Below are 26321 nucleotides of genomic sequence, written 5' to 3'. Positions count from 1 at the left end.
GCGCAAGGTCAGTCAGCCTCTGGATTGGCTGACCCGCCGCTATCGGGAGCAAGCCCCCTCCCACATTTTTTTGCCTGCAATTATTCGACTTAGGTCGCTGAACCCATAATCTACATCCTTAGCCTGCTATCATTTGTAACTATTGATTGCCCAAATACCGACGAGCCGCTCCCCAGAAGTGGCCGAATAAACCCGTGACCACATGATGAGGTGCACCCATGTCTGATCAAGATCAAGACAACCCCCGGCGTGATTTTTTGCGCAAATCCTTGACCTTGATCCCGGTGGTCACGGTTGCGAGTACCGGCCTTGGTGGCTCGATACTGATGGCCACGCCTGAGCCTGCCCACGCGGCGCCGGCCAAACCTGCGAAGAACGACAAGGCCTACGAGCCGAGCTATTTCACCGCTGAGGAATGGGCGTTCATCAACGCCGCCGTCGAGCGTTTGATCCCCGCAGATGCCCAAGGCCCCGGTGCCCTGGAAGCCGGCGTGCCGGAGTACATCGACCGTCAGATGAACACGCCTTACGCCAGCGGCGCGCTGTGGTACATGCAAGGTCCGTTCAACGCCGACGCCCCGCCGGAGATGGGCTGGCAGAGCAAGTTGGTGCCCAAGGAAATTTATCGCCTGGGCATTGCCGCGACGGATGCTTGGTCGAAAGCCTTCAACGGTAAAGCTTTTGCTGCGCAAGACAGCGCTACCCGAGATGATATGTTGCGGCGCCTGGAGGCGGGCGGCAGTGAAGTCACGGCACATTTCGACGCGGTGCCGCCGAAGATGTTCTTCAACTTGCTGCTGCAAAACACCAAGGAAGGGTTCTTCTGCGACCCGATCCACGGTGGCAACAAAGGCATGGTCGGCTGGACCATGATCGGCTTCCCCGGCGCCCGCGCCGACTTCATGGATTGGGTGGAACGCAACGAGCAGTACCCCTTCCCGGCAGTTTCCATCCGCGGCGAGAGGGCATAAACGTGGCGACCATCATGAAGAAAGTGGATGCGGTGATTGTCGGCTTCGGCTGGACCGGCGCGATCATGGCCAAGGAGCTGACGGAAGCAGGCCTCAACGTGCTGGCGCTGGAGCGCGGGCCGATGCAGGACACTTACCCGGACGGCAACTATCCCCAGGTCATCGACGAACTGACCTACAGCGTGCGTAAAAAACTCTTCCAGGACATCTCCAAGGAGACGGTGACGATTCGTCATAGCGTGAATGACGTTGCCCTGCCTAACCGTCAGCTCGGCGCGTTTTTGCCGGGTAACGGCGTGGGCGGTGCGGGCCTGCACTGGTCGGGTGTGCATTTCCGTGTCGATCCGATTGAACTGCGCATGCGCAGCCATTACGAAGAACGTTACGGCAAGCACTTTATTCCCAAGGACATGACCATCCAGGACTTCGGCGTGAGCTACGAAGAGCTGGAGCCGTTTTTCGACTATGCAGAAAAAGTCTTCGGCACCTCAGGCCAGGCCTGGACCGTGAAAGGTCAGTTGGTGGGCGAAGGCCGTGGCGGCAACCCTTATGCGCCGGATCGTTCCAACCCGTTTCCGCTGGAGGCGCAGAAGAACACAGTCTCCGCACAGCTGTTTCAGAAAGCGGCCGCCAGCGTCGGGTATAAGCCCTACAACCTGCCGTCAGCCAATACCTCGGGGCCTTACACCAACCCCTATGGCGCGCAGATGGGCCCCTGCAACTTCTGCGGTTTTTGCAGCGGTTACGTGTGCTACATGTACTCCAAGGCCTCGCCGAACGTGAACATCCTGCCGGCGCTGCGCCAGGTGCCGAATTTCGAGCTGCGGCCTAACTCCCACGTGCTCAAGGTCAATCTGGACAGCACCAAGAGCAAGGCCACCGGCGTGACCTACATCGACGCCCAAGGCCGAGAGTGCGAACAACCGGCAGACCTGGTGATCCTCGGCGCGTTCCAGTTCCACAACGTGCGGCTGATGCTGCTGTCGGGCATCGGCAAACCCTACGACCCGATTACCAATGAAGGCGTGGTGGGCAGAAACTTCGCTTACCAGAACATGGCCACCATCAAGGCGTTCTTCGACAAGGACACCCACACCAACAACTTTATCGGTGCGGGCGGCAATGGCGTGGCCATCGATGACTTCAACGCCGACAACTTCGACCACGGCCCTCACGGATTTGTTGGGGGCTCGCCGATGTGGGTCAACCAGGCGGGCAGCCGCCCGATTGCCGGTACGTCCAACCCGCCCGGCACACCGGCCTGGGGCAGCGCGTGGAAGCGCGCCACCGCCGATTACTACACCCACCAGGTGTCGATGGATGCTCATGGTGCCCATCAATCCTACCGGGGTAACTACCTCGATCTGGACCCGGTCTACCGCGATGCCTACGGCCTGCCGTTGCTGCGTATGACGTTCGACTGGCAGGAAAACGACATCAAGATGAACCGCTTCATGGTCGAGAAAATGGGCAAGGTCGCCGAAGCGATGAACCCCAAGGCGATTGCCGTGCTCGGCAAAAAAGTCGGTGAGCACTTCAACACCGCGTCCTACCAGACCACCCACCTCAACGGTGGCGCGATCATGGGCACCGACCCGAAGACCAGTGCGTTGAACCGCTATCTGCAATGCTGGGATGTACACAACGTGTTTGTTCCGGGTGCATCTGCTTTCCCACAGGGCTTGGGCTACAACCCTACTGGCCTGGTGGCGGCATTGACCTACTGGTCGGCTCGCGCGATCCGCGAGCAGTACCTGAAAAATCCCGGCCCACTGGTTCAGGCATAAGGAGCGATGACCATGAAAGCATTTGTTATCGCGACGTTTGCCCTGCTCAGCAGCTGCTCGATCAGTGCCGCCGAAACCGACCTGATCAAGCAGGGCGAATACCTGGCGCGCGCCGGCGACTGCGTGGCCTGCCACACCGCCAAGGGCGGCAAACCGTTCGCCGGTGGCCTACCGATGGAAACCCCCATCGGTGTGATCTATTCCACCAACATCACCCCGGACAAGACCGGTCTGGGCGACTACAGTTTCGAGGACTTCGACAAGGCCGTGCGTCACGGCGTCGCCAAGAGTGGTAGTACGCTTTACCCGGCGATGCCTTACCCGTCTTATGCGCGCGTCAGCGAAAGCGACATGCAGGCGTTGTATGCGTACTTCATGAAGGGCGTGGAACCGGTCGCCCAGGAGAACAAGGCCAGCGACATTCCGTGGCCGCTGAGCATGCGTTGGCCGTTGGCGGCGTGGCGCTGGATGTTTGCACCTGAGGTGGCGGATAAACCGGCCGTGGCGAGCGCGGACCCAGTGATCAGCCGCGGCGCTTACCTGGTGGAAGGCCTTGGCCACTGTGGCGCATGCCATACACCACGCGCTCTGACCATGCAGGAAAAAGCCCTGAGCGCGACTGACGGCAAGGCCTTCCTGTCCGGCAGTGCGCCACTGGAAGGCTGGATCGCCAAGAGCCTGCGCGGCGACCACAAGGACGGTCTCGGCAGTTGGAGCGAGGAGCAACTGGTGCAATTCCTCAAGACCGGTCGCAGTGACCGCAGCGCGGTATTTGGCGGTATGAGCGATGTGGTCGTGCATAGCATGCAGTACATGTCGCAAGACGACCTGACCGCTATAGCCCGTTACCTCAAGAGCCTGCCGGCGGTGGACCCAAAAGACCAGCCGCACCAGTATGACAAGCAGGTGGCCGAGGCGCTGTGGAAGGGCGATGACAGCAAGCCCGGCGCGTCGGTGTATATCGACAACTGCGCGGCCTGCCATCGTACCGATGGCCATGGCTATACGCGGGTATTCCCGGCGTTGGCGGGCAACCCGGTGTTGCAGACGGCGGATGCCACGTCGTTGATCAACATCGTGTTGAACGGCGGCACGTTGCCGGCCACTCACACGGCGCCGTCGACCTTTACCATGCCGGCGTTCGCCTGGCGCCTGTCGGACCAGGAAGTGGCGGATGTGGTCAGTTTCATCCGTGGCAGTTGGGGTAACCAGGGCGCCCCGGTGAACGCCAGTGACGTGGCCGACCTGCGCAAGAACGACATGCGCACCACCTCGGGCGATGACCTGGGGCAGGTCACACAAAAGCACTGACCGCCCAACGGCACTGGTCAGGAACCTCGCGCCTCGATACTGTATATAAAACCAGTATCGAGGCGCCTTCATGTCTACTCCGCTGCCGCCCCGTGGTCGGGGCACGGCCACCAACCTGCATAACCGCTTTGCGCCCACCGTCAGCGTGGCCGAGGACGACGGCTGGTACCAGGAAGTGCCGCCGACCCAGGGCACCGAAGTACGCATCGAGACGGCCAAGACCATCATCACCCGCAACAACTCTCCGGACCTGCCGTTCGACCGCTCCATCAACCCCTACCGTGGCTGCGAGCATGGCTGTATCTACTGCTATGCACGGCCCAGCCACGCCTATTGGGATATGTCGCCGGGGCTGGATTTCGAAACCAGGCTGATCGCCAAGAGCAACGCGGCCGACGTGCTGGAGCAGCAACTGTCGAAGCCGGGCTATGTGTGTGCGCCGATCAATCTGGGCTCCAACACCGACCCGTACCAGCCTATCGAGCGTGAGTACAAGATCACCCGGCAAACCCTCGAAGTGCTGCTGCGCTATCGGCATCCGGTGACCATCATTACCAAGGGCTCTCTGATCCTGCGCGACCTGGACCTGCTGGCGGAGCTGGCCAGGCAACGCCTTGTGGCGGTGATGATCAGCCTCACCAGCCTGGATGATGAACTCAAGCGCATCCTGGAACCGCGCACAGCGGCGCCCAAGGCACGGTTGCGGGCCATCCGGGTGATGCGCGAGGCGGGCATCCCGGTGGGTGTGTTGTGCTCACCGATGATCCCGATGATCAACGACAGCGAGCTGGAAAGCCTGCTCACCGAAGCCCATGCCGCCGGTGCGCAGAGTGCGGCCTACATGATGTTGCGACTGCCGCTGGAGGTGGCGCCCCTGTTCGAGGAGTGGCTGGCGGCGCATTACCCGCAGCGGGCGGCCCATGTGATGAGCCTGGTGCGCCAGGTGCGCGGTGGTGAGGTGTACGACAGTCGGTTCGGCGTACGCATGCGGGGTGAGGGGCCATTTGCCGACCTGCTGGCCCAGCGTTTCAGCAAGGCAATCAAACGCTTGGGGCTCGATCGCAGAGAAGGCTTCAATCTGGATTGCACAGCGTTCTGTCCACCGGGCAGACAGATGACATTGTTGTAGACTGAAAAGGAAGAATGCACCATGCCTGTAGGAATAGTCGCGTTTTGATATCACTGAAACCCGCGATCTAGAGCGGTTCATTCAGTTTGAGTTAAGTTTCGGTGGTTACCTTGTTCAGCGAGTGACTGATGAGTCGGCAGCCTGGTTTTTGGCTTTTACAACTATTCCACTGGCCTGGCGTCGAACTGACCTGAAAACTCCCCTGCATTAATCAAGAGGATGAATCATGAGTGACAAGGATAAACAGCCGTTGGCTGCGTCGGCTTCAGCCCCTCAGGTGGCAGAGTCTGCTGATGCAGCGCTAAAACACATCGTTGACGGCTTTTTGCATTTCCATCACGACGTCTTCCCCCAGCAGGAAGAACTCTTCAAGAAACTCGCCACGGCCCAGAGCCCACGGGCGATGTTCATTACCTGCGCCGACTCGCGCATCGTGCCTGAGCTGATTACCCAAAGCTCTCCCGGCGACCTGTTCGTGACCCGCAACGTCGGTAACGTCGTGCCGCCTTATGGGCAGATGAACGGCGGCGTTTCCACTGCCATCGAGTACGCCGTACTGGCCTTGGGCGTGCAGCACATCATCGTGTGCGGGCACTCCGATTGTGGCGCCATGCGTGCGGTCCTCAACCCCGCCAGCCTGGAGAAGATGCCGACGGTAAGGGCCTGGCTGCGGCATGCCGAAGTCGCCAAGTCCATGGTCGAGGACAACTGCGACTGTGCCAACGAAGGCGAGAGCATGAAAGTGCTCACCGAAGAAAACGTCATCGCCCAACTGCAGCATTTGCGTACCCATCCCTCGGTGGCGTCGCGCATGGCCAATGGTCAGCTGTTTATCCACGGCTGGATCTACAACATCGAAACCAGTGAAATTCGAGCCTACGATGCTGATCAGTCGGCATTCCGACCGTTGAGCGGCGAAGGGCCGATTCCTTCCGCGACGCCTAAAGCGCGCTTCTAAAACACTTCCCTGCCGGGTAAAGCGGTGGCTGCCATGGATGCAGCCAGGCTTTGCCGCGCCCGGCGAATGCCTCGGGAGAGCCATCATGCGTGCTGCTCAATTGAAAGCTGTATTGCCACGGGAGCTGCTCGCCTCCGTGGTTGTGTTTCTGGTCGCCCTGCCCCTGTGCATGGGGATCGCCATCGCGTCCGGCATGCCGCCGGCCAAGGGCCTGATCACCGGGATTATCGGTGGCCTGGTAGTGGGCTGGTTGGCGGGTTCGCCGCTGCAGGTCAGCGGCCCGGCAGCGGGTCTGGCGGTATTGGTGTTCGAGCTGGTGCGCCAGCACGGGATGATGATGCTCGGGCCGATCCTGCTGCTGGCCGGTTTCCTGCAGCTGGTGGCCGGGCGTCTGCGCCTGGGCTGCTGGTTCCGCGTCACGGCGCCAGCAGTGGTGTACGGGATGCTGGCGGGGATCGGTGTATTGATTGTGCTATCGCAGATCCATGTGATGCTCGACGGTGCGCCCAAGCCCTCAGGGCTGGATAACCTGGCGGGCTTCCCCGCCGCGCTGGTGGAGGCGATTCCAACCTTGGGCGGCGGCCTGGGTTGGCAGGCCGGATTGCTCGGTTTGTCGACGATGCTGGTGATGTACCTGTGGGATAAATTCCGTCCGCAAACCCTGCGTTTCGTGCCCGGAGCTCTGTTGGGCGTGGGCCTGGCAACGGTGACCAGCCTGGTGCTGGCGTTGCAGGTCAAGCGTGTGGAAGTGCCGGAGAACCTCGCCGACGCCATCGATTGGCTGCGTCCCAGCGACCTGTTGAACCTGGCTGACCCTCAGTTGCTGATCGCCGCGTTTGCAGTGGCGTTTATCGCCAGTGCCGAAACCCTGCTCTCTGCTGCAGCGGTAGACCGCATGCACAGTGGTCAGCGTTCTGATTTCGATAAGGAATTGTCCGCCCAAGGTGTGGGCAACATGCTGTGCGGCCTGGTGGGTGCCCTGCCGATGACCGGTGTGATCGTGCGCAGCTCGGCCAACGTGCAGGCCGGGGCCACCACGCGGTTGTCAGCGATGTTCCATGGCGTATGGCTGTTGGGGTTCGTACTGTTGTTGTCGAGCGTGCTGCAAAGCATTCCCGTGGCGAGCCTGGCGGGTGTGTTGGTGTACACCGGGATCAAGCTGGTGGATATCAAGGCCTTCAAGGCCCTAGGTCGTTATGGGCGTATGCCGATGTTTACCTACGCGGCCACGGCGTTGGCGATCATTTTCACCGACCTGCTGACCGGCGTGCTGGTGGGCTTCGGGCTCACATTGGTCAAGTTGGCGCTCAAGGCCTCGCGCCTGAAAGTCAGTCTGATCGACCTGCCCCAAGAGGGGGAAATGGAGCTGCGTTTGACCGGTGCGGCGACCTTCCTGAAAGTGCCGGCGTTGACCCAGGTGCTGGCGACGGTGCCTCCGGGCGCGACTGTGCACGTACCGCTGAGTAACCTGAGTTATATCGACCATTCCTGCCTGGAGTTGCTGGAGGAATGGGGCCGGGCGAATGCGGCCAAGGGCTCGAAGCTGGTGATCGAGGCGCGTGGGTTGAAGCGCAGGCTCGAAGGTCGTGTCAGGATGACGACAGGGATTGGCTCGGCGCCCTCAATCGGCTGACAGAACCGGATCAAAATGTGGGAGGGGCTGGCTCCCTCCCACATTTGTTCTGTGTCTAATTTAAGATTTAAGCCGGCTGATCCAGCGCCAACTCCACCCCCAGCTTGCGGGAAAGGCACGGCCAGCGCTTCCACGCGGCTTCCGTGTGCGGGCTTTTCAGCTGTTCGCGATACGTCTCGACCGACTCCAGCGCAAAGCTGTCTTCGTTGAGCATCTCGTCCACCGCGTGGTGTACGGCTTCATCCAGCTGGTTGGCGAATGCTTCGCCGATCAACTGATGGGCAATCACGTTGGCCACGGTGGTATCTGCCGGAATCAACGGCTGGCCAAAGTGTTTGATATACAAATCGTTGACCTCTTCCACCAGGCGATGGGCCAGGTAAGCCTCGTCCAGCAGGCCGTCGAGCCCTTCGTGGCCAGCCAGGATCGCGGGCGGTTGCAGGAAGAAATGCTCGGCGATTTTCAGCACAGGCTTTATCTGGCTTTCGATCCCCGCTTCGCGGGCCACGTCATTGGCGGCCTCCAACAAGTCCGGGACGAGTTCGATGTAGGCGGTCACAAAGCGGGTCATGACTTGGGTGCTATCACCATCAGCCAAAGAAATGGCCGAATGCAGGTGCGGCAATTGCTCTTCCAGCTGCTTGGCTAGCTGGCCAGTGCTGGCTTCGTGTTGATAGGCACGGGAAATCTGCTCGCGCAATGCGGCGGTGTTCATGAAGGCTCCAGTGAAGCAGGCGTAGGAATAGGGACAGCATAAGGTAGCTCGTTTATACGAGCGCCTAAGACGCATTTGTCATAATTATTTCATGGTTATGCATACGCGTTATATCGAATTGCCATCGTTCGTCGGATAAACGATTCCGCACCCGGTTTTATTGGGCCTGGCCACTCATTTTTGCTCATTTGCCCCTACACATTGCGGGGTTGCAGTGCGTGTCTATACTCGGGTTTGTACGCGATTAGCTGATGACGCCAGACTGCATAAGCAGGTAAGGCTAAGCGGTTGTAAGCAGTATGGAAGCCGCTCCCTTCGACGCAGGTGCAAACCGGCGGGATAACAAGAACGATAAGGGGAACCCGCAATGACGCGACATCCACATGTTTGGATGGGCCTCCTGTTGTGGTCAGTATTCGGCCAGGCGCACGCCGCCTGGACAACGAATATGGCGCCAGGGGCAACTGAAGTCAGTCACGCTGTGTTCGACCTGCACATGACCATTTTCTGGATCTGTGTGGTAATCGGCATTGTCGTGTTTGGCGCGATGTTCTGGTCGATGATCGTCCACCGCCGCTCCACGGGCCAGGTTGCGGCCAAATTCCACGAGAGCACCACCGTGGAAATCCTCTGGACCGTGGTGCCCTTGCTGATTCTGGTCGCGATGGCCATTCCGGCGACCAAGACCTTGATCAATATCTACGACAGCACCGAGTCGGATATCGATATCCAGGTCACCGGCTATCAGTGGAAGTGGCATTACAAATACCTGGGCCAGGATGTGGAGTTCTTCAGCAACCTGGCCACGCCCACCGAGCAGATCCATAACCAGGCCACCAAGGGCGAACATTACCTGCTGGAAGTCGACCAGCCGCTGGTGCTGCCGGTGGGTGCCAAGGTGCGCTTCCTGGTGACCGCCGCCGATGTGATCCACTCGTGGTGGGTGCCGGCCTTTGCGGTCAAGCGCGACGCCATTCCAGGGTTCGTCAACGAGGCCTGGACCCGCGTCGAGAAGCCCGGCATCTACCGTGGCCAGTGCGCCGAACTGTGTGGCAAGGACCACGGTTTCATGCCCATCGTGGTCGAGGTCAAGTCCAAGGCCGACTACGACACCTGGCTCGGCGAGCGCAAGGCAGAGGCCGCCAAGCTCAAGGAGTTGACCTCCAAGGAGTGGACGCTGCAAGAGCTGGTTGCGCGCGGCGACAAGGTCTACCACACCACCTGCGTCGCCTGTCACCAGGCCGAAGGCCAGGGCCTGCCACCGATGTTCCCGGCGCTCAAGGGCTCGAAGATCGCCACCGGGCCCGCTGCAGACCACTTGAGCATCGTCTATCACGGCAAGCCCGGTACCGCGATGGCGGCCTTCGGCAAACAGCTCTCGGAAGTCGATATCGCCGCAGTGGTGACCTACGAGCGCAACGCGTGGGGCAACAACAAAGGCGACATGGTCACGCCTAAAGACGTGCTGGCCATCAAGCAGGCGGAAAGCAAATGACCGACTTCATCGCTTCTACCTCGACCCGCCCCGCCCACTCGCTTGCAGGAGAACGGCCATGAGCACTGTGATCGATGACCATGGCCACGCCGGTGACCATGCCCACGGCCCCGCCAAGGGTTTGATGCGCTGGGTGCTGACCACCAACCATAAAGACATCGGCTCGATGTACCTGTGGTTCGCGTTCATCATGTTCCTGCTCGGCGGCTCGTTCGCCATGGTGATCCGTGCCGAACTGTTCCAGCCTGGCCTGCAGATCGTCGAGCCGGCGTTTTTCAACCAAATGACCACCATGCACGGCCTGATCATGGTGTTCGGTGCGGTGATGCCGGCGTTTGTCGGCCTGGCCAACTGGATGATCCCGCTGATGATCGGCGCGCCGGACATGGCCTTGCCGCGCATGAATAACTTCAGCTTCTGGCTTTTGCCGGCGGCGTTCCTGCTGCTGGTCTCGACCCTGTTCTCCCCCGGTGGCGGTCCGAATTTCGGCTGGACGTTCTACGCCCCGCTCTCCACCACCTACGCGCCGGAAAGCGTGACGTTCTTCATCTTCGCCATCCACTTGATGGGCATCAGCTCGATCATGGGCGCGATCAACGTGGTCGCCACCATCCTCAACCTGCGTGCGCCCGGCATGACCTTGATGAAGATGCCGCTGTTCGTCTGGACCTGGCTGATTACCGCCTTCCTGCTGATCGCGGTGATGCCGGTGCTGGCCGGCTGCGTGACCATGATGCTGATGGACATCCACTTTGGCACCAGCTTCTTCAGTGCGGCCGGTGGCGGTGATCCGGTGCTGTTCCAGCATGTGTTCTGGTTCTTCGGCCACCCCGAGGTGTACATCATGATCCTGCCGGCGTTTGGCGCCGTCAGTTCGATTATCCCGACCTTCTCGCGCAAGCCGTTGTTCGGCTATACGTCGATGGTGTACGCCACGGCGAGCATCGCGTTCCTGTCGTTTATCGTGTGGGCGCACCACATGTTTGTGGTGGGCATTCCGTTGGTCGGCGAGTTGTTCTTCATGTACGCCACGTTGCTAATTGCGGTGCCGACCGGCGTGAAGGTGTTCAACTGGGTCAGCACCATGTGGCAAGGCTCGCTGACCTTCGAGACGCCGATGCTGTTTGCCGTGGCCTTCGTGATCCTGTTCACCATCGGCGGTTTCTCCGGATTGATGCTGGCGATTGCCCCTGCGGACTTCCAGTACCACGACACCTACTTTGTGGTGGCGCACTTCCATTACGTACTGGTGCCTGGTGCGATCTTCGGCATCTTCGCCTCGGCCTACTACTGGCTTCCGAAATGGACCGGCCACATGTACGACGAAACCCTGGGCAAGCTGCATTTCTGGTTGTCTTTCGTGGGCATGAACATGGCGTTCTTCCCGATGCACTTCGTGGGGCTGGCGGGCATGCCGCGCCGGGTGCCGGACTACAACCTGCAGTTCGCCGACTTCAACATGGTCTCGTCCATTGGTGCCTTCATGTTTGGCGCCACGCAGATTTTCTTCCTGTTTATCGTGATCAAGTGCATCCGTGGCGGCCCGCCGGCGCCGGCAAAGCCGTGGGACGGCGCCGAGGGGCTGGAGTGGAGCGTGCCTTCGCCCGCGCCGTACCACACCTTCACCACGCCACCGGAGGTCAAGTGAACACGCTGATCGCATTCGCTTCAGGGGGATGTCATGGCTGACTCCGTGCCCCTCAAGCGCCTGGTCACCCGCCTGCTGATCCTGGTGGTGGCGATGTTCGCCTTCGGCTTTGCCCTGGTGCCGATCTACGACGTGATGTGCAAGGCGTTCGGCATCAACGGCAAGACGGCCGGGCAGTACGAGGGCGAGCAGGTCGTCGACCTCACGCGGCAGGTACGGGTGCAGTTCCTCTCCACCAATGCCATCGACATGGTCTGGGAGTTTCATTCCAAGGCTGACGAGGTGGTGGTCAACCCCGGCGCAGTCACCGAGATGCTGTTCGTGGCCTACAACCCCACCGACAAACCGATGACCGCCCAAGCGGTGCCGAGCATTTCCCCCGCAGAGGCGGCGATGTATTTCCACAAGACCGAATGCTTTTGCTTCACCCAGCAAGTGCTGCAGCCAGGCCAGCGCATTGAGATGCCGGTGCGTTTTATTGTCGACCGCGACATGCCCAAGGATGTGAAGCATTTGACCCTGGCGTACACGCTGTTTGATATCACTGCGCGCCAACCGCCGGTGGCTGTCCGTACCGGGGGCTAGCTACTGTTTGCCCGCTCAATCAGGAGAGCGAATACATGTCGACTCATGATACGTACTACGTACCAGCGCAAAGCAAATGGCCGATAATTGCCACGATTGGCATGCTGGTCACCGTGTATGGCCTGGCCGTGTGGTTCAACGACCTGAAGGCGGCACGCCCGGAATCCCACGGGCCGTGGATCTTTTTCGTCGGAGGGCTGTTGCTGGCCTACATGCTGTTTGGCTGGTTCGGTGCGGTGATCAAGGAAAGCCGTGCCGGTTTATACAGCGCGCAGATGGACCGCTCGTTTCGCTGGGGCATGACCTGGTTCATTTTTTCCGAGGTGATGTTCTTTATCGCGTTCTTCGGTGCGCTGTTCTACGTGCGCCACCTGTCCGGTCCCGCGTTGGGCGGCGAAGGCCCCAAAGGCATTGCTCACATGCTGTGGCCGAACTTCGAGTTTGCCTGGCCATTGCTCAACAACCCGGACCCGAAACTTTATCCCGCGCCGGAGGGCACTATCAGCCCGTGGGGCTTGCCGTTGGTCAACACCATCCTGCTGGTGAGTTCCAGCGTGACCATCACCATTGCCCACCACGCCTTACGCAAGGGGCATCGCGGCGCGCTGAAGATCTGGCTGGCGATCACCGTCTTGCTGGGCCTTGCATTCCTCGGGTTCCAGGCCGAGGAGTACATCCACGCCTACAAAGAGCTGGGCCTGACCCTCGGCTCAGGTGTGTATGGCGCAACCTTCTTCATGCTTACGGGCTTTCACGGCGCCCACGTGACCATCGGCACCATCATTTTGTTTGTGATGCTGATGCGCATCCTGCGCGGGCATTTCAATGCCGAGCATCAGTTCGGCTTCGAGGCCGCCAGTTGGTATTGGCACTTCGTGGATGTGGTGTGGATCGGGCTGTTTTTCTTCGTATACGTGCTGTGAGGCAACTTACCAAGGCGCGTGAGATACCAGCTGGCCGCTGAAAAAGCCCCAGGCAATCAAGGCCACGGTGATCACGGCCAGTACGACACGCACGGTCAAGGCAGTGACGAGGCGGTTGGAGTTGCCCTCGTCCTTGACCAGAAAGAACAAGCCACTGAACAGGCTCACGACGGTCGCGATCAGCATCAGGGCAATGGCTGCTTTGAGCATGGTCTGGTTCCTGGCTTTGGTGGGCATTGAGGGGATGGGCGGGCAATGAAAACAAGTATAGCCAGCGCCATGAGACGCTTTCGTCCAGGTATCGCACCGACGTTGGTGGTGATGATTCTGCTGCCTTTGATGGTGGGCTTGGGCGTCTGGCAACTGTCGCGCGGCCATGAGAAGCAGCTGCTGGTGGACAGCTATGCCGAACGCCGCGCCGCTGAGCCGATCAGTAGTGTGCAGCTCAGCGACATGGCGGACCCGGCCTTCCGCCGCGTGCATCTGCGCGGGCAATTCGATGCCGAGCACAGCGTATTGCTGGATAACCGCATGCGTGACGGCAAGGCGGGCGTCGAGTTACTGCAACCCTTTCATGACCAGGCCAGCGGCCTGTGGCTATTGCTCAATCGGGGCTGGTTGCCGTGGCCGGATCGGCGCACCCCGCCCGTCTTCACCACTCCGGACCAGCCTTTGAATCTTGACGCCTGGGTGTATGTCGCGCCCGGCGAAACCTTCCAGCTGCATGCGGACCCCACGACCGCGCAATGGCCGCGTCTGTTGACCGCGCTGCACCCCGCTGCGCTATGGGCTGAGCTGGGTCGCAACGGTTTTGCCTACGAACTGCGTACCGAAGCCGGCCCCGGTACGTACGAAACCACCTGGCCCATCGTTGCGATGGGCCCGGAAAAACACCTGGCCTACGCGGTGCAGTGGTTCGCCATGTCCCTGGCGCTACTGGCTCTTTACCTCTACCTCGGATGGCACACCACAAAGGAGAAGCCCCATGGGAACGGCCACGAATCCACTCAACATGTCTGAGGTAGCTGATCGGCGCAAAGGCCGCTGGCAGCTGATGCTGATCCTGCTGATGGTGGTCGGCCCGATGGCGCTGGCCACCTTTATGTACAAGCTGCAGTTCTGGGTGCCGGACAGTCGCAGCTACCACGGAGAAATGATCGGCAACGGCCAGACCCGCGCCGATATCGGCGTGCAGGCCGATGAACAGCGCTGGCAGTTGCTGGTCACCGCGCCTGCGGCGTGCGCGGCGGATTGCCAGCAACTGGTGTACCTCGCGCGCCAATTGCAGATCGGCCTCGGGCGCGATGCCTCGCGCGCCAGCCATGCCCTGGCCAGTGCGCAACCGGTCGGTGCGGACTATGACGCCAAGTTGAAGGTCGAATACCCGCAATTGCAGCGCTACTCACTGGACCTCTCGACCTTCACCAAAAGCGCCGCGGCGCCGGGCGATGCGCAACTGTGGATCGTCGACCCCCACGGCAACCTGGTGCTGCGCTACGACGCCAAGATCAAGGGCAAGGACTTGCTCAATGACCTGCGCCACCTGTTGAAACTGTCGAACATCGGATAAGGGCATCGTCATGGCCAAACCTGGATTTCGCCTCGCGTTGTTTGCCACCCTGCTGGCGCTGATCGTCGTGCTGCTTGGCGCCTACACCCGCCTGACCCACGCCGGCCTCGGTTGCCCGGACTGGCCGGGCTGCTATGGGTTTATCAGCGTGCCGCAAAGCGAGGCCCAGTTGGCCCATGCCCAATTGCATTTTCCCGATACGCCGGTGGAGGCTGACAAGGGCTGGGCCGAGATGACTCATCGCTATTTCGCCGGCACCCTGGGCTTGCTCATTGTGCTGTTGGCGGCGCGTTCGTGGAGCCATCGGCGTGATCCGGGCCAGCCGGTGAAGTTGCCATTGTTTCTGCTGGCGGTGGTGTTCGCCCAGGCGGCGTTTGGCATGTGGACAGTGACGTTGAAGCTCTGGCCTCAGGTTGTGACGGGCCACCTGCTGGGCGGCTTTGCAACCTTGAGCCTGCTGTTTTTGCTGACCTTGCGCTTGTCCGGCGTGTTGCCCGCGTTGATTGTGCCCAAGCGCCTGCAATATTGGGCGACGGCGGGACTGGTGCTGGTGATCGGGCAAATCGCGTTGGGCGGTTGGGTGAGTTCCAACTACGCCGCCGTGGCCTGCGTCGACTTGCCCACCTGCCATGGCGCGTGGTGGCCGGCGGCTGACTTCGCCAACGGCTTTCACCTGACCCAGCACATCGGGCCCAATTACCTTGGCGGCCAACTCGACAGCGAAGCGCGTACCGCCATTCACCTGACTCACCGCATGGGCGCGGTGCTGGTCACCCTGGTGCTGCTCGGCCTGGCCTGGCAGTTGCGCGCCGTAGGCATGACGCGGCTTGCAGGCCTGCTGTTGATCGCCCTGGTCGCGCAAATCAGCCTGGGCCTGAGCAATGTGTATTTCGGCTTGCCGCTGCCGGTGGCGGTCGCTCATAACGCCGGCGGTGCTGCGCTGCTGCTGACGTTGGTGCTGGTTAATTACCACGCCCGCACCAGCCTGGTCCGGGTGCGTGATCAGTTGCTCTTCGGCTGGCGCTTCAGCCCGCGCAAACACGTATCGGGCCTCATCACCCTTAAAGGAGAGATGCCATGGCGACCTTGATCGGCGCGCGTCAAGGCCGGGCGGTCTGGCGCGATTACCTGGAGCTGACCAAGCCGAAAGTGGTGGTGCTGATGCTCATCACTTCTCTGGTGGGTATGTTCCTCGCCACACGCGCAGGCGTGCCGTGGACGGTGCTGGTGTTCGGCAATCTGGGCATTGCCCTGTGTGCGGGCGGCGCGGCGGCGGTGAACCATGTGGTGGACCGGCGGATTGATGCGGTGATGGCTCGCACCCATAAGCGGCCGTTGGCGGAGGGGCGTGTGTCGCCGGTGGCGGCGCTGGCCTTTGCTTTGTTTCTAGCCGTTGCAGGATTGGCCTTGTTGCTGGCGTTCACCAACCCCCTGGCGGCATGGCTGACGCTGGCTTCGCTGCTCGGTTACGCGGTGGTCTACACCGGTTTTCTCAAGCGTGCGACGCCACAAAATATTGTCATCGGAGGCCTGGCCGGTGCCGCGCCACCGCTGTTGGGCTGGGTCGCCGTCACCGGCCACGTCAGCGCCGAGCCCTTGTTGCTGGTGCTGATCATCTTCGCCTGGACCCCGCCGCACTTCTGGGCCCTGGCCATCCACCGCAAGGAGGAATACGCCAAGGCCGATATCCCGATGCTGCCGGTCACCCATGGCGAGCATTACACCAAGGTGCATATCCTGCTCTATACCTTTGCGCTGCTGGCGGTGAGCCTGATGCCCTACGTGATCCACATGAGCGGCCCGCTGTACCTGGCATGCGCACTGTTGTTGGGCGGACGCTTTCTGCAATGGGCCTGGGTGCTGTACCGTGGCGCTCAGCCGCACGCGGCGATCAACACCTTCAAGTACTCTATCTGGTACCTGTTCCTGCTGTTTATCGCCCTGCTCGTAGACCACTACTTACTGTTGAACCTATGACTCGAACTCAAAAAACCGTCTTTATCCTGGTGGCCATCGTCGCGTTGATCATGGGCCTGACCGTTAACAAAGTGCTGTCGGGCAAGGGCCAGGGCGACCCTACCGCGTTGATCGACGCCGGCATCATCCTGCTGCCGCAAAGCCGTCAGCTGCCGCCAGTGACCATGACCAACCAGGACGGCCAGCCGGTGCTGGTCAACGAGTTGAAAGGCAAGTGGAGCCTGCTGTTCTTCGGCTACACCTTCTGCCCCGACATCTGCCCGACCACCCTCGCCCAACTGCGCCAGATCAAGAGCGAGTTGCCTAAAGAGGCTGTGGATAAGTTGCAGGTGATTCTGGTCAGCGTCGACCCGAACCGCGACACCCCGACCCAGCTCAAGCAGTACTTGGGCTACTTCGACCCGCAATTCGAAGGCCTCACCGGCGCGAACGTGGAGGATGTGCAGAAGGTCTCGAATGCCGTGAGCATCCCATTCATCCCGGCAGACACCAGCAAGCCCAACTACACCGTCGACCACAGCGGCAACCTCGCGCTGATCGGCCCGGATGGTACCCAGCGCGGGTTTATCCGTGCGCCGTTGAACAACCAGAAGCTGGTGGCGCAACTGCCAGGGTTGTTGCAGCGCAAGTAACAGGCAACGCAAAACACATGTGGGAGGGGGCTTGCCCCCGATGGCGGCAGATCAGTCAGCTCATGCAGCGACTGATACTCCGCAATCGGGGGCAAGCCCCCTCCCACATTTTTTGATCTCCAGCGTGTTGGAGACCGAGTCGGATCAGAACGCCGGCAGGATCGCGCCTTTGTACTTCTCTTGGATGAATTGCTTCACCTCAGGGGTGTGCAGGGCTGCAATCAGCTTCTTCATCGCGTCCGAATCCTTGTTGTCTTCGCGGCTCACCAGGATGTTCACGTAAGGCGAGTCATTGCCTTCGATCACCAGGGCGTCCTTGGACGGGTCCAGCTTGGCTTCCAGCGCATAGTTGGTGTTGATCAGCGCCAGGTCGACCTGGGTCAGCACGCGCGGCAGGGTGGCGGCTTCGAGCTCGCGGAACTTCAGGTTTTTGCTGTTACCGGTGATGTCCTTGATGGTCGACAGGATGTTGGTCGGGTCCTTCAGGGTGATCAGGCCGTTGTTGGCCAGCAGCAACAGGGCACGGCCGCCGTTGGTGGCGTCGTTCGGGATCACCACGTTGGCGCCGTCAGGCAGGTCTTCCAGTTTTTTGTACTTACTGGAGTAAGCGCCCAGGGGCTCCAGGTGCACAGCGCCGACGCTTACCAGCTGAGTGCCTTTGGCTTTGTTGAATTCATCCAGGTATGGCTGGTGCTGGAAGAAGTTCGCGTCCAGGCGCTTTTCCGCGACTTGGACGTTGGGCTGTACGTAGTCAGTGAACACTTTGACTTGCAGGTCCACGCCTTCTTTGGCGAGGGCAGGCTTCACGAATTCCAGGATTTCCGCGTGGGGCACCGGCGAGGCTGCGACTTTCAGGGTCTCGGCGGCGTGGGCGGAAAACGCGGCAACGGCGGCGAAAGCAACCAGTAGTTTTTTCATCCAACAAGCTCCTTGTTCGGGCATGTGCCGGCTTGTGACCGGCAATGGCCGTTATTTTCGAGAAAAATGCACCACCAGCTTGTCGCCGACGGTTTGCAGAATTTGCACCAGGATCAACAGCATCACCACGGTGACCACCATCACATCGGTCTGGAAACGCTGGTAACCGAAACGGATCGCCAGGTCACCCAGGCCGCCGGCACCGACCACGCCGGCCATGGCCGTGTAGGACACCAGTGTAATCGCCGTCACCGTTATCGCTGCGAATATGCCGGGGCGTGCCTCGGGCAGCAGCGCGTTGATGATGATCTGGCGGGTGCTGGCGCCCATGGACTGGGTAGCTTCGATGATGCCGCGGTCCACTTCACGCAGAGCGGTTTCCACCAGGCGCGCGAAGAATGGCGTGGCACCCACCACCAGTGGCGGGATCGCGCCCGCAACGCCCAGGGAGGTGCCGGTGATCAGTACGGTGAACGGGATCATCACGATCAACAGGATGATGAACGGCAGCGAGCGCAGGATGTTCACGACCAGCGACAGCAGTGCGTACAGGCCTTTTTGCTCGAACAGCTGGCGTGGGCTGGTCAGGAACAGCAGCACGCCCAAGGGCAGGCCAAGTACTACGGTGAAGAACAGCGAACCGAACAGCATGATCATGGTGTCGCCGGTGGCGAGCCAGATTTCGGACCAGTCGATATTGGCGAAGAAACTCAGGAACACTTCCATCAGCGCAGCACCTCCATGTGGACGTCGGCGGCGGTGAAGCGCGCAAACGCGGCTTCCATGTCACCGCCAGTGACGGCGAGGGTCAGTTGCCCGTAGGGGATGTCTTTGATGCGGTCGATTCGACCGGCCAGGATGCTGTAGTCCACCCCCGTTTCGCGGGCGACGGTACCCAGCAATGGCGCGTAGGTCGCTTCGCCTTGGAACGTGAGCCGCACGATGCGGCCCGGTACGTGGGCGAAGTCATCGCGCTGTTCGCCTTCGTCGACCTGCTCGGCTTCCTGTACGAAGCGCTTGGTGGTCGGGTGCTTGGGGTGCAGGAACACGTCGGCCACCGAGCCTTGCTCGACGATCACGCCGGCATCCATCACGGCTACCTGGTCACACACGCGGCGGATCACATCCATTTCATGGGTGATCAGCACGATGGTCAGTTTCAACTCGCGATTGATCTCGGCCAGCAGTTGCAGGACCGAGGCGGTGGTTTGCGGGTCGAGGGCGCTGGTGGCTTCGTCGCACAGCAGGATTTTCGGCTTGGTCGCCAGGGCGCGGGCAATACCGACGCGTTGCTTCTGGCCGCCAGACAACTGCGCCGGGTACTTCTTGGCGTGGTCCGACAGGCCGACGCGGGCGAGTAGCTCGGCGACACGTTGGTCGATCTCCTTGCGCGACAATTCGCCGGCCAGGGTCAGTGGCAGCGCCACATTGTCGGCAACGGTCTTCGACGCCAGGAGGTTGAAGTGCTGGAAGATCATCCCGACCTGCTGACGGAAACGGCGCAGGCCGTTGGCATCCAGGGCGGTGACTTCTTCGCCGTCCACCGTGATCTGGCCGCCGCTGGGCTCTTCCAGGCGGTTGATCAGGCGCAGCAGTGTGCTTTTACCTGCACCCGAGTGGCCGATCAAGCCAAACACCTGGCCGTTCTCGACGCGCAGGCTGGTGGGGTGCAGCGCGGGAATATCCTTACCGGCGACGCGGTAGGTTTTATGGACGTTTTGAAACTCGATCACGTAGCGAACCTTGTGGGGCGCATTGAAAAGGGATCAGCGGTTAGCCGGGCGCGCATTTTAGCCTGTCCGAATAGCGTTTCTTAGCATTTATTTCGCATTCAACCAGTGATTTGGCAATAACGCGATCAAAGGTCACAAAAAAGGAACGGTGCAAAACCGTGTCAGTCACTACTTAAGCAACTCGATTTCCTAGGTGCCGTGCCTGGGGTTTTGCTCAAACGAGCCGGGGACCTCTCTGGCCACTTTGAATAAGGAGTTTTGACTGATGAGTACCAAGAAGCCAGCCACCCCGTCGAAGAGTGAGCTCGCGGGCACCGATACCCTGGACCGTGGCAACACCAACGCCAAGCTGCAGGCCCTGGAGGAATTCCGTTCCGATGCGACCGGCCAGGCCCTGCGTACCAACCAAGGCGTGAAGATTTCCGACAACCAGAACACCTTGAAAGTCGGTGCCCGCGGCCCTTCGCTGCTGGAAGACTTCATCATGCGTGAAAAAATCACGCACTTTGACCATGAGCGCATCCCCGAGCGCATCGTGCATGCCCGGGGCACTGGCGCTCATGGCTATTTCCAGACCTATGAAAACCATTCTGCGCTGAGCAAGGCGGGTTTCCTGCGCGATCCCGGCCATAAAACCCCGGTGTTCGTGCGTTTCTCCACGGTGCAGGGCCCGCGTGGTTCCGGCGATACGGTGCGTGACGTGCGCGGTTTCGCGGTGAAGTTCTTCACCGATGAAGGCAACTTCGACTTGGTCGGCAACAACATGCCGGTGTTTTTCATTCAGGATGCGATCAAGTTTCCCGACTTCGTGCACGCGGTAAAACCTGAGCCGCACAATGAAATTCCTACAGGCGGCTCGGCCCACGATACGTTCTGGGATTTTGTTTCGTTGCAGCCGGAATCGGCGCACATGGTGATTTGGGCGATGTCTGACCGTGCCATTCCAAAAAGCCTGCGTGCCATGCAGGGTTTTGGCATTCACACCTTCCGCTTCATCAATACCGAAGGTAAGTCGAGCTTTGTGAAGTTTCATTGGCACCCGAAGGTCGGCACCTGTTCCCTGGTGTGGGACGAAGCGCAAAAGCTTGCCGGTAAAGATACCGATTACCACCGTCGTGACCTGTGGGAAGCGATTGAAAGCGGCGACTACCCTGAGTGGGAGCTGGGTGTGCAGATCGTTGCGGAGGAAGACGAGCATAAGTTCGACTTCGACCTGCTCGACCCGACCAAGATCATCCCCGAGGAACTGGTGCCGATCACGCCGCTGGGCAAGATGGTGCTTAACCGCAACCCGGATAACTTCTTTGCCGAAGTCGAGCAGGTCGCGTTTTGCCCGGGTCATATCGTGCCGGGCATCGACTTCACCAACGACCCTTTGCTGCAAGGCCGTCTGTTTTCCTACACGGATACGCAGATTAGCCGTCTCGGTGGGCCGAACTTCCATGAGCTGCCGATCAACCGACCTGTGGTGCCTTTCCACAACGGTCAGCGCGACGCCCAGCATCGCACCGTGATCGACAAGGGCCGTGCGGCGTACGAGCCGAATTCTATTGATGGTGGTTGGCCGAAGGAAACGCCACCGGCTGCCCAGGATGGCGGTTTCGAGACCTATTACGAGCGCGTCGACGCCAATAAGGTGCGTGAGCGCAGTGAGTCGTTTGGCGATCACTTCTCGCAAGCCGCGCTGTTTTTCCACAGCATGAGCCATCACGAGAAAGAGCACATCATCGCGGCCTACAGCTTCGAGTTGGGCAAGGTGGAGCGTGAGTTCATTCGCGCACGTCAGGTCAACGAGATTCTGGCCAATATCGATCTGGAACTGGCCAAGCGCGTTGCGCAGAACCTCGGTTTGCCTGCACCGACCAAAGGCACGGTTGCGCCGCGTGAGACTTCGCTGAAAGAGTCGCCGGCGTTGAGCCAGGTGAACTTGCTGTCGGGTGATATCAAGACGCGCAAAGTCGCGATTCTTGCGGCTGACGGTGTGGATGGCGCGGCGATTGATGCGCTGAAAAAAGCACTGGAGGCAGAAGGTGCCCATGCGAAGTTGCTTGGGCCGACCTCGGCGCCGGTGAAGACGGCCGATGGCAAGAGCCTGCCGGTAGATGCGTCGATGGAAGGCATGCCGTCCATTGCGTTTGATGCCGTGTTTATCCCGGGTGGAAAAGAGTCGGTGAAAGCACTGAGCGGCGATGGTGTGGCGTTGCATTACGTTCTGGAAGCCTACAAACACCTGAAGGCGATTGCAGTTGCCAGTGACGTGAAGCCACTGCTGGATCTGCTGAAGCTAGAGGCGGATGCGGGGCTGATCGTTGGCGCGGATGCGAAAGCGTTCAAGGCGTTTTTTGCCGCGATTGCACAACATCGGATTTGGGATCGTGAGCCGAAGGCTAAGGCGATTCCAGCTTAAGTTATTGGTTGCTTGTTAGACCGCTATCGGGGGCAAGCCCCTCCCACATTTGAATTGTGAATAAATTCAATTGTGGGAGGGGCTTGCCCCCGATGCGTTATTCCGCCTTGCGCGGAATCAAAACCACCTGCGCCGGAATATGTTTCAAAATCTGCCGGTGAATCTTCAGCTCATACTCCGAATCAATGCGCTTCACCCGTTTGGTCAGCAACGTGGCCAGCCATGGGTAATCCTGGGTACGCGGCGCCTGGATCGTCACATCACACTGGTAATTCACCACATCGGTGGCGATTGCATCCAGTTGATGGCGCAGCTCTTCGATGTCGGTGAGGTTCAGCGCCACGGTGGTGCTTGGCGCCGCCGGGTCGATGACCTTGGCTGCAGGCTTGGCTTCGGCGGCCTTGAGGGCCTCTTCGGCCTTATCCAACTCGGCCTTGCGGGCGTGGGTGATGGCGCTGTTTACGCCGCCGGTCAGCGCCGGCGCCTTGGGCATCAGCGCGCGGGCACGGCTCAGGGCGGTGGCGGCGGCGTTTACGTCGCCTTTTTGCAGCACGATCTGGCTGCGCTGCAGGTAAGCCTCGGCCAATTGACGTTGGTAGGGTTCCAGCGTCGGGTCATTGGGCGACTGGGCCTGCATCGCGGCCAGTTGGTCTTCGGCGGTGGCCAGCTCACTGCTGGCCAGGTTTTGCTCCAGCTGCGCGATGGCCGCAGCACGCGGATCCGTAGCCTCTGGGGCGGCGGGCGGTGTGCTTTGACAGGCGCCCAGCAGCAGGGAAAACGCGGCAAGGAGCAGATAACGGGAGGTGAACAGCTTCATTCCTGCGACTCTCTATTTGCGCAAAAAGCGAGCAAGTCTACACCCCTCGACGGGGCAGGACAAAACTCAGCAGAAACAGGGCGGCGGCCGTCACCACAATGGACGGCCCTGCCGGTGTGTCCTTGAACCACGACAACGCCAGGCCCCCGCACACTGCCAGCATGCCCAACAGGCTGGCACCGATCGCCATCTGCTCCGGTGAGCGGGCATGGCGCTGGGCGGCGGCGGCGGGGATGATCAACAGCGACGTGATCAACAATACGCCGACAATCTTCATCGCGACAGCAATCACCACCGCGATCAACAACATGAGCGCCATGCGCAGGGCGGGCACCGGCAAGCCTTCTACGGTTGCCAGTTCTTCGTGCACGGTGATTGCCAGCAATGGGCGCCACAGGGTCACCAGCAGCGCCAGTACGGCAGCGCTGCCGCCGAGGATCCATGCGAGGTCGGTGGGGCTGATCGCCAACAGGTCGCCAAACAGGTAGGCCATCAAGTCGATGCGCACTTCATGCATAAAGCTCAGCACCACCAGGCCCAGGGACAGCGTGCTCGGCGCCAGGATGCCGAGCAGGGTGTCGGAGGCCAGCGGTTGGCGTTGCTGCAGGGTCACCAGCAATACCGCCAGGAGCAGGCAGCCCACGGTTACCGCGATGGTCGGGCTGACATCCAGCAGGAAGCCCAGGGCCACCCCCAGCAGTGCGGCGTGGGACAACGTGTCGCCAAAGTACGCCATGCGTCGCCAGACCACGAACGAGCCCAGTGGGCCCGCCACCAACGCCAGAGCCAAGCCTGCCAGCAGGGCGTAAAGCAGAAAATCAGCCATGCTTGCAGCTATCTCCATGAACGTGGGTGTGGGGCGCCGCGGGATCGTCAACGACAGCGCCATGCAGGTCATGGGCATGGTCGTGATGGTGGTGATAGATCGCCAGGCTCTGGGCGTTCTTGCCGAACAGCTCGACGAACGCCGGGTCGCTGCTGACTTGTTCCGGGTGGCCGGAGCAGCACACGTGGCGATTGAGGCATACCACCTGGTCGGTGGTGCTCATCACCAGGTGCAGGTCGTGGGAGACCATCAGCACGCCGCAGCCATGGCGGTCGCGCAGGCGGGTGATCAGGCTGTACAGCTCGGCCTGGCCGGCGACGTCGACGCCCTGCACGGGTTCATCCAGCACCAGCAACTCGGGCTCGCGCAACAGGGCGCGGGCCAGCAGTACCCGCTGCATTTCGCCGCCGGAGATGCTTTGCACCGGGCTGTCGATGACCTGTTCGGCCCCGACTTCCTTGAGGGCGGCCTGCGCGCGGGCGCGGTCCACACCGGGCACCAGGCGCAAAAAACGCAGTACGGATAAGGGCAGAGTCGGATCAACGTGCAGCTTTTGCGGCATATAGCCCACACGCAGCCTGGGCTTGCGCCACACGCTGCCGGTGTCGGGTTTGAGCAGGCCGAGTACGGCGCGCACCAGGGTGGTCTTGCCGGCGCCATTGGGGCCGATCAGGGTGACGATCTGCCCCGGCTCGACGCTCAATGCGATGTTATCCAGCACGTTTTGCCCGGCGAACGTGACGCCGACCTGCTCCAGGCGGATTAACGCGTTGCTCATCAAGCCCCCTGGCAGCCCGAGCACAGGCCGACCACTTCGACCGTTTGCCCTTCGACCCGGAAGCCCACGTCGGCGGAGCTCTTGATGATGGCGTCGCTGATGCTTTTTTGTTCAAGTTCGATGGCGGCGTGGCACTCGCGGCAGATCAGGAACTGGCCCTGATGCGCGTGTTCCGGGTGGTTGCAGCCGACAAACGCGTTGAGCGAGGCAATGCGGTGCACCAGGCCATTTTCCAGCAGGAAATCCAGCGCGCGATACACCGTAGGCGGCGCGGCGCGGCGGCCGTCCTGCTCGCTGAGCACACCCAGGATGTCGTAGGCGCCCAGGGGTTTGTGGCTCTGCCAGACCAGTTCCAGCACCCGGCGGCGCAGAGCAGTCAGGCGCAAGCCCTTCTGTGCGCAGAGGGTGTCGGCCTCCGACAGCGCGGTATGCACGCAGTGAGAGTGGTCGTGTGGACGGCTGGCAAGCGGTGTTTTAGGCATGAGCGGCGACAGATATTTGATAGAGACGTTATTATGTTACCCGTTCCTACGCCATTGAGTGGTCATCGTGTCCCGACTTTTTCCCGTTTTTGTCGTATTTGTCACCAGTTTGTTCATGACTGGCGCCGCTCAGGCTGAGGTCAAGGTGCTGACCAGCATCAAGCCGTTGCAGTTGATTGCCGCTGCTGTGCAAGACGGTGTGGCCGTTCCGGAGGTGTTGTTGCCGCCGGGTGCGTCGCCGCATAACTATGCGTTGCGCCCATCCGACGTACGGCGCGTGCAGTCAGTCGATCTGCTGTATTGGATCGGGCCGGATATGGAGAGCTTCCTTCCTCGCGTGCTCAAAGGTCGTACAGCCGCGACCGTTGCTGTCCAAGACCTGCCAGGCATGAAGCTCCGCCGCTTCGCCGAAGATAGCCATTCCCACGCCGACGATGCCGACGAACATGACCATGATCATCGCCCAGGCAGCGTGGATGCGCACTTATGGTTGTCGACGGTCAATGCTCGTGTGATCGCCGCGCGCATGGCGTCTGACCTCAGCGCTGCCGACCCGAGCAATGCCGCGCGTTACCAGAGCAACGTGAAGGCATTCGACGAGCGCCTGGATGCCCTTGATGCGCGCCTTAAAAAGCGCATGGCGAGCATCGGTGACAAACCTTACTTCGTGTTCCACGAAGCCTTTGATTACTTCGAAGACGCTTACGGGCTCAAGCACACCGGTGTGTTCAGTGTTGCTGCCGAAGTGCAGCCTGGCGCCCAGCATGTGGCGGCGATGCGTACGCGTTTGGAGGAAGTGGGCAAGACCTGCGTGTTCAGCGAGCCGCCTTTGCGTCCGCGCCTGGCTGAAACCCTGGTGGCTGGCCTTCCGGTGAAGTTGGCGGAATTGGATGCGCTGGGCGGCTACACCCCGGCCACAGCCCAGGGTTACGAACAGGTGCTGGAGAAATTGGGGAACGACTTGGCAGGGTGCCTGGAGTCGTTATAAGCCGCAGCGCAGATCAAATGTAGGAGGGGGCTTGCTCC

26 protein-coding genes are annotated in these 26321 nt (G+C 60.8%); 17 read left to right on the top strand and 9 right to left on the bottom strand.

The annotated features are described in order from the left end of the window. The first annotated feature begins 218 nt into the window (after window positions 1–218). From HCF10_RS27970 to HCF10_RS27945, 6 genes are all read left to right on the top strand, one after another. Window positions 219–971: a gluconate 2-dehydrogenase subunit 3 family protein gene (locus HCF10_RS27970; RefSeq protein WP_131699597.1), complete on the top strand. Its 753-nt coding sequence runs from the start codon at window positions 219–221 to the stop codon at window positions 969–971. A 2-nt stretch (window positions 972–973) separates the two neighbouring features. Then, entirely contained in the window at window positions 974–2758 is a 1785-nt protein-coding gene (locus tag HCF10_RS27965) for a GMC family oxidoreductase (RefSeq protein ID WP_131699596.1), read from the top strand. 12 nt (window positions 2759–2770) lie between these two features. Continuing rightward, the gene (locus HCF10_RS27960; RefSeq protein ID WP_131699595.1) at window positions 2771–4069 is read left to right on the top strand and encodes a cytochrome c; all 1299 of its coding nucleotides are present in this window, start codon (window positions 2771–2773) and stop codon (window positions 4067–4069) included. Between the two features lie 70 nt (window positions 4070–4139). Continuing rightward, window positions 4140–5198, top strand: coding sequence for a PA0069 family radical SAM protein (locus tag HCF10_RS27955; protein WP_131699594.1), 1059 nt, complete (start codon window positions 4140–4142; stop codon window positions 5196–5198). Between the two features lie 226 nt (window positions 5199–5424). Continuing rightward, window positions 5425–6156, top strand: a complete 732-nt coding sequence (locus HCF10_RS27950) for a carbonic anhydrase (RefSeq protein WP_027608119.1) — start codon at window positions 5425–5427, stop codon at window positions 6154–6156. 85 nt (window positions 6157–6241) lie between these two features. Continuing rightward, window positions 6242–7789 carry a SulP family inorganic anion transporter gene (locus HCF10_RS27945; RefSeq protein WP_131699593.1) on the top strand — a complete coding sequence of 516 codons (1548 nt, stop codon included), beginning with the start codon at window positions 6242–6244 and terminating at the stop codon, window positions 7787–7789. A gap of 67 nt (window positions 7790–7856) precedes the next feature. Here HCF10_RS27945 and HCF10_RS27940 read toward each other — a convergent pair whose 3' ends face one another. Beyond that, window positions 7857–8504, bottom strand: coding sequence for a hypothetical protein (locus tag HCF10_RS27940; protein WP_131699592.1), 648 nt, complete (start codon window positions 8502–8504; stop codon window positions 7857–7859). Window positions 8505–8871: 367 nt separating this feature from the next. On the opposite strand from HCF10_RS27940, the gene coxB reads away from it, so the two are divergent. The 4 genes from coxB to HCF10_RS27920 are packed head-to-tail and all read left to right on the top strand — an operon-like array spanning window position 8872 to window position 13155. After that, a complete protein-coding gene (coxB, locus tag HCF10_RS27935) occupies window positions 8872–9999 on the top strand; it encodes a cytochrome c oxidase subunit II (RefSeq protein WP_167656828.1) in 1128 nt (375 codons plus the stop codon). A gap of 58 nt (window positions 10000–10057) precedes the next feature. After that, window positions 10058–11647, top strand: a complete 1590-nt coding sequence (gene ctaD / locus HCF10_RS27930; RefSeq protein WP_167656827.1) for a cytochrome c oxidase subunit I — start codon at window positions 10058–10060, stop codon at window positions 11645–11647. Window positions 11648–11680: 33 nt separating this feature from the next. Continuing rightward, on the top strand, window positions 11681–12232 hold the full coding sequence (locus HCF10_RS27925) for a cytochrome c oxidase assembly protein (protein ID WP_065926844.1): 552 nt from the start codon (window positions 11681–11683) through the stop codon (window positions 12230–12232). Between the two features lie 35 nt (window positions 12233–12267). Further along, window positions 12268–13155, top strand: coding sequence for a cytochrome c oxidase subunit 3 (locus tag HCF10_RS27920; protein WP_131699589.1), 888 nt, complete (start codon window positions 12268–12270; stop codon window positions 13153–13155). Window positions 13156–13161: 6 nt separating this feature from the next. Here the strand turns inward: HCF10_RS27920 and HCF10_RS27915 are convergent, their stop codons facing one another. Further along, window positions 13162–13365, bottom strand: a complete 204-nt coding sequence (locus tag HCF10_RS27915; RefSeq protein WP_016978774.1) for a twin transmembrane helix small protein — start codon at window positions 13363–13365, stop codon at window positions 13162–13164. Window positions 13366–13410: 45 nt separating this feature from the next. Between HCF10_RS27915 and HCF10_RS27910 the strand changes: the two genes are divergently transcribed. From HCF10_RS27910 to HCF10_RS27890, 5 genes are read left to right on the top strand one after another with little or no spacing between them, the layout of a single operon-like run. Next, window positions 13411–14175, top strand: coding sequence for an SURF1 family protein (locus tag HCF10_RS27910; protein WP_131699588.1), 765 nt, complete (start codon window positions 13411–13413; stop codon window positions 14173–14175). Then, window positions 14141–14725, top strand: coding sequence for a hypothetical protein (locus tag HCF10_RS27905; protein ID WP_167656826.1), 585 nt, complete (start codon window positions 14141–14143; stop codon window positions 14723–14725). Before HCF10_RS27910 ends, HCF10_RS27905 begins: the two co-directional genes overlap by 35 nt. Window positions 14726–14735: 10 nt before the next feature. Then, the gene (locus tag HCF10_RS27900; protein ID WP_167656825.1) at window positions 14736–15815 is read left to right on the top strand and encodes a COX15/CtaA family protein; all 1080 of its coding nucleotides are present in this window, start codon (window positions 14736–14738) and stop codon (window positions 15813–15815) included. Then, the gene (cyoE, locus tag HCF10_RS27895) at window positions 15803–16702 is read left to right on the top strand and encodes a heme o synthase (protein ID WP_167656824.1); all 900 of its coding nucleotides are present in this window, start codon (window positions 15803–15805) and stop codon (window positions 16700–16702) included. The genes HCF10_RS27900 and cyoE overlap by 13 nt, the downstream gene beginning before the upstream one ends. Continuing rightward, the gene (locus HCF10_RS27890) at window positions 16699–17334 is read left to right on the top strand and encodes an SCO family protein (protein ID WP_167656823.1); all 636 of its coding nucleotides are present in this window, start codon (window positions 16699–16701) and stop codon (window positions 17332–17334) included. Before cyoE ends, HCF10_RS27890 begins: the two co-directional genes overlap by 4 nt. A 144-nt stretch (window positions 17335–17478) precedes the next feature. On the opposite strand, the gene HCF10_RS27885 is transcribed toward HCF10_RS27890, so the two are convergent. From HCF10_RS27885 to HCF10_RS27875, 3 genes are read right to left on the bottom strand one after another with little or no spacing between them, the layout of a single operon-like run. Further along, window positions 17479–18252, bottom strand: coding sequence for a MetQ/NlpA family ABC transporter substrate-binding protein (locus HCF10_RS27885; protein ID WP_167656822.1), 774 nt, complete (start codon window positions 18250–18252; stop codon window positions 17479–17481). Window positions 18253–18303: 51 nt separating this feature from the next. Further along, window positions 18304–18978, bottom strand: coding sequence for a methionine ABC transporter permease (locus HCF10_RS27880; RefSeq protein WP_090401268.1), 675 nt, complete (start codon window positions 18976–18978; stop codon window positions 18304–18306). Then, complete coding sequence (locus HCF10_RS27875; protein ID WP_131699581.1) at window positions 18978–19985, bottom strand: methionine ABC transporter ATP-binding protein; 1008 nt, start codon at window positions 19983–19985, stop codon at window positions 18978–18980. The genes HCF10_RS27880 and HCF10_RS27875 overlap by 1 nt, the downstream gene beginning before the upstream one ends. Window positions 19986–20250: 265 nt before the next feature. Here HCF10_RS27875 and katE point away from each other — a divergent pair, with 265 nt between their 5' ends. Continuing rightward, window positions 20251–22392 carry a catalase HPII gene (katE, locus tag HCF10_RS27870; RefSeq protein WP_167656821.1) on the top strand — a complete coding sequence of 714 codons (2142 nt, stop codon included), beginning with the start codon at window positions 20251–20253 and terminating at the stop codon, window positions 22390–22392. 97 nt (window positions 22393–22489) lie between these two features. Here the strand turns inward: katE and HCF10_RS27865 are convergent, their stop codons facing one another. From HCF10_RS27865 to zur, 4 genes are read right to left on the bottom strand one after another with little or no spacing between them, the layout of a single operon-like run. Beyond that, on the bottom strand, window positions 22490–23209 hold the full coding sequence (locus HCF10_RS27865; RefSeq protein WP_167656820.1) for a PA5502 family lipoprotein: 720 nt from the start codon (window positions 23207–23209) through the stop codon (window positions 22490–22492). A 37-nt stretch (window positions 23210–23246) separates the two neighbouring features. Beyond that, window positions 23247–24035, bottom strand: coding sequence for a zinc ABC transporter permease subunit ZnuB (znuB, locus tag HCF10_RS27860; RefSeq protein ID WP_167656819.1), 789 nt, complete (start codon window positions 24033–24035; stop codon window positions 23247–23249). Then, window positions 24028–24813: a zinc ABC transporter ATP-binding protein ZnuC gene (znuC, locus tag HCF10_RS27855; RefSeq protein ID WP_167656818.1), complete on the bottom strand. Its 786-nt coding sequence runs from the start codon at window positions 24811–24813 to the stop codon at window positions 24028–24030. Before znuC ends, znuB begins: the two co-directional genes overlap by 8 nt. Beyond that, entirely contained in the window at window positions 24813–25295 is a 483-nt protein-coding gene (gene zur / locus HCF10_RS27850; protein WP_026136513.1) for a zinc uptake transcriptional repressor Zur, read from the bottom strand. Before zur ends, znuC begins: the two co-directional genes overlap by 1 nt. A gap of 58 nt (window positions 25296–25353) precedes the next feature. On the opposite strand from zur, the gene HCF10_RS27845 reads away from it, so the two are divergent. Then, window positions 25354–26283 (top strand): zinc ABC transporter substrate-binding protein, encoded by a 930-nt coding sequence (locus HCF10_RS27845; protein ID WP_131699577.1) that lies wholly within the window; start codon window positions 25354–25356, stop codon window positions 26281–26283. Window positions 26284–26321: the final 38 nt, after the last annotated feature.

Origin of the sequence: Pseudomonas sp. B14(2022) (genome assembly GCF_012030485.1) — a bacterium.
Classification (GTDB): domain Bacteria; phylum Pseudomonadota; class Gammaproteobacteria; order Pseudomonadales; family Pseudomonadaceae; genus Aquipseudomonas.
This window is presented reverse-complemented; position numbering and strand designations above follow the sequence as displayed.

What these genes read in the sequence shown, in the direction of transcription:
- coxB (WP_167656828.1), top strand. Translation starts at nt 8,872, where the DNA reads ATGACGCGACATCCACATGTTTGGATGGGCCTCCTGTTGTGGTCAGTA.
- HCF10_RS27950 (WP_027608119.1), top strand. Translation starts at nt 5,425, where the DNA reads ATGAGTGACAAGGATAAACAGCCGTTGGCTGCGTCGGCTTCAGCCCCT.
- ctaD (WP_167656827.1), top strand. Translation starts at nt 10,058, where the DNA reads ATGAGCACTGTGATCGATGACCATGGCCACGCCGGTGACCATGCCCAC.
- HCF10_RS27905 (WP_167656826.1), top strand. Translation starts at nt 14,141, where the DNA reads ATGGGAACGGCCACGAATCCACTCAACATGTCTGAGGTAGCTGATCGG.
- HCF10_RS27885 (WP_167656822.1), bottom strand. Translation starts at nt 18,252, where the DNA reads ATGAAAAAACTACTGGTTGCTTTCGCCGCCGTTGCCGCGTTTTCCGCC.
- HCF10_RS27920 (WP_131699589.1), top strand. Translation starts at nt 12,268, where the DNA reads ATGTCGACTCATGATACGTACTACGTACCAGCGCAAAGCAAATGGCCG.
- HCF10_RS27925 (WP_065926844.1), top strand. Translation starts at nt 11,681, where the DNA reads ATGGCTGACTCCGTGCCCCTCAAGCGCCTGGTCACCCGCCTGCTGATC.
- znuC (WP_167656818.1), bottom strand. Translation starts at nt 24,813, where the DNA reads ATGAGCAACGCGTTAATCCGCCTGGAGCAGGTCGGCGTCACGTTCGCC.
- HCF10_RS27915 (WP_016978774.1), bottom strand. Translation starts at nt 13,365, where the DNA reads ATGCTCAAAGCAGCCATTGCCCTGATGCTGATCGCGACCGTCGTGAGC.
- HCF10_RS27955 (WP_131699594.1), top strand. Translation starts at nt 4,140, where the DNA reads ATGTCTACTCCGCTGCCGCCCCGTGGTCGGGGCACGGCCACCAACCTG.
- katE (WP_167656821.1), top strand. Translation starts at nt 20,251, where the DNA reads ATGAGTACCAAGAAGCCAGCCACCCCGTCGAAGAGTGAGCTCGCGGGC.
- HCF10_RS27940 (WP_131699592.1), bottom strand. Translation starts at nt 8,504, where the DNA reads ATGAACACCGCCGCATTGCGCGAGCAGATTTCCCGTGCCTATCAACAC.
- HCF10_RS27960 (WP_131699595.1), top strand. Translation starts at nt 2,771, where the DNA reads ATGAAAGCATTTGTTATCGCGACGTTTGCCCTGCTCAGCAGCTGCTCG.
- HCF10_RS27910 (WP_131699588.1), top strand. Translation starts at nt 13,411, where the DNA reads ATGAAAACAAGTATAGCCAGCGCCATGAGACGCTTTCGTCCAGGTATC.
- HCF10_RS27865 (WP_167656820.1), bottom strand. Translation starts at nt 23,209, where the DNA reads ATGAAGCTGTTCACCTCCCGTTATCTGCTCCTTGCCGCGTTTTCCCTG.
- cyoE (WP_167656824.1), top strand. Translation starts at nt 15,803, where the DNA reads ATGGCGACCTTGATCGGCGCGCGTCAAGGCCGGGCGGTCTGGCGCGAT.
- HCF10_RS27880 (WP_090401268.1), bottom strand. Translation starts at nt 18,978, where the DNA reads ATGGAAGTGTTCCTGAGTTTCTTCGCCAATATCGACTGGTCCGAAATC.
- zur (WP_026136513.1), bottom strand. Translation starts at nt 25,295, where the DNA reads ATGCCTAAAACACCGCTTGCCAGCCGTCCACACGACCACTCTCACTGC.
- HCF10_RS27945 (WP_131699593.1), top strand. Translation starts at nt 6,242, where the DNA reads ATGCGTGCTGCTCAATTGAAAGCTGTATTGCCACGGGAGCTGCTCGCC.
- HCF10_RS27890 (WP_167656823.1), top strand. Translation starts at nt 16,699, where the DNA reads ATGACTCGAACTCAAAAAACCGTCTTTATCCTGGTGGCCATCGTCGCG.
- HCF10_RS27900 (WP_167656825.1), top strand. Translation starts at nt 14,736, where the DNA reads ATGGCCAAACCTGGATTTCGCCTCGCGTTGTTTGCCACCCTGCTGGCG.
- HCF10_RS27970 (WP_131699597.1), top strand. Translation starts at nt 219, where the DNA reads ATGTCTGATCAAGATCAAGACAACCCCCGGCGTGATTTTTTGCGCAAA.
- znuB (WP_167656819.1), bottom strand. Translation starts at nt 24,035, where the DNA reads ATGGCTGATTTTCTGCTTTACGCCCTGCTGGCAGGCTTGGCTCTGGCG.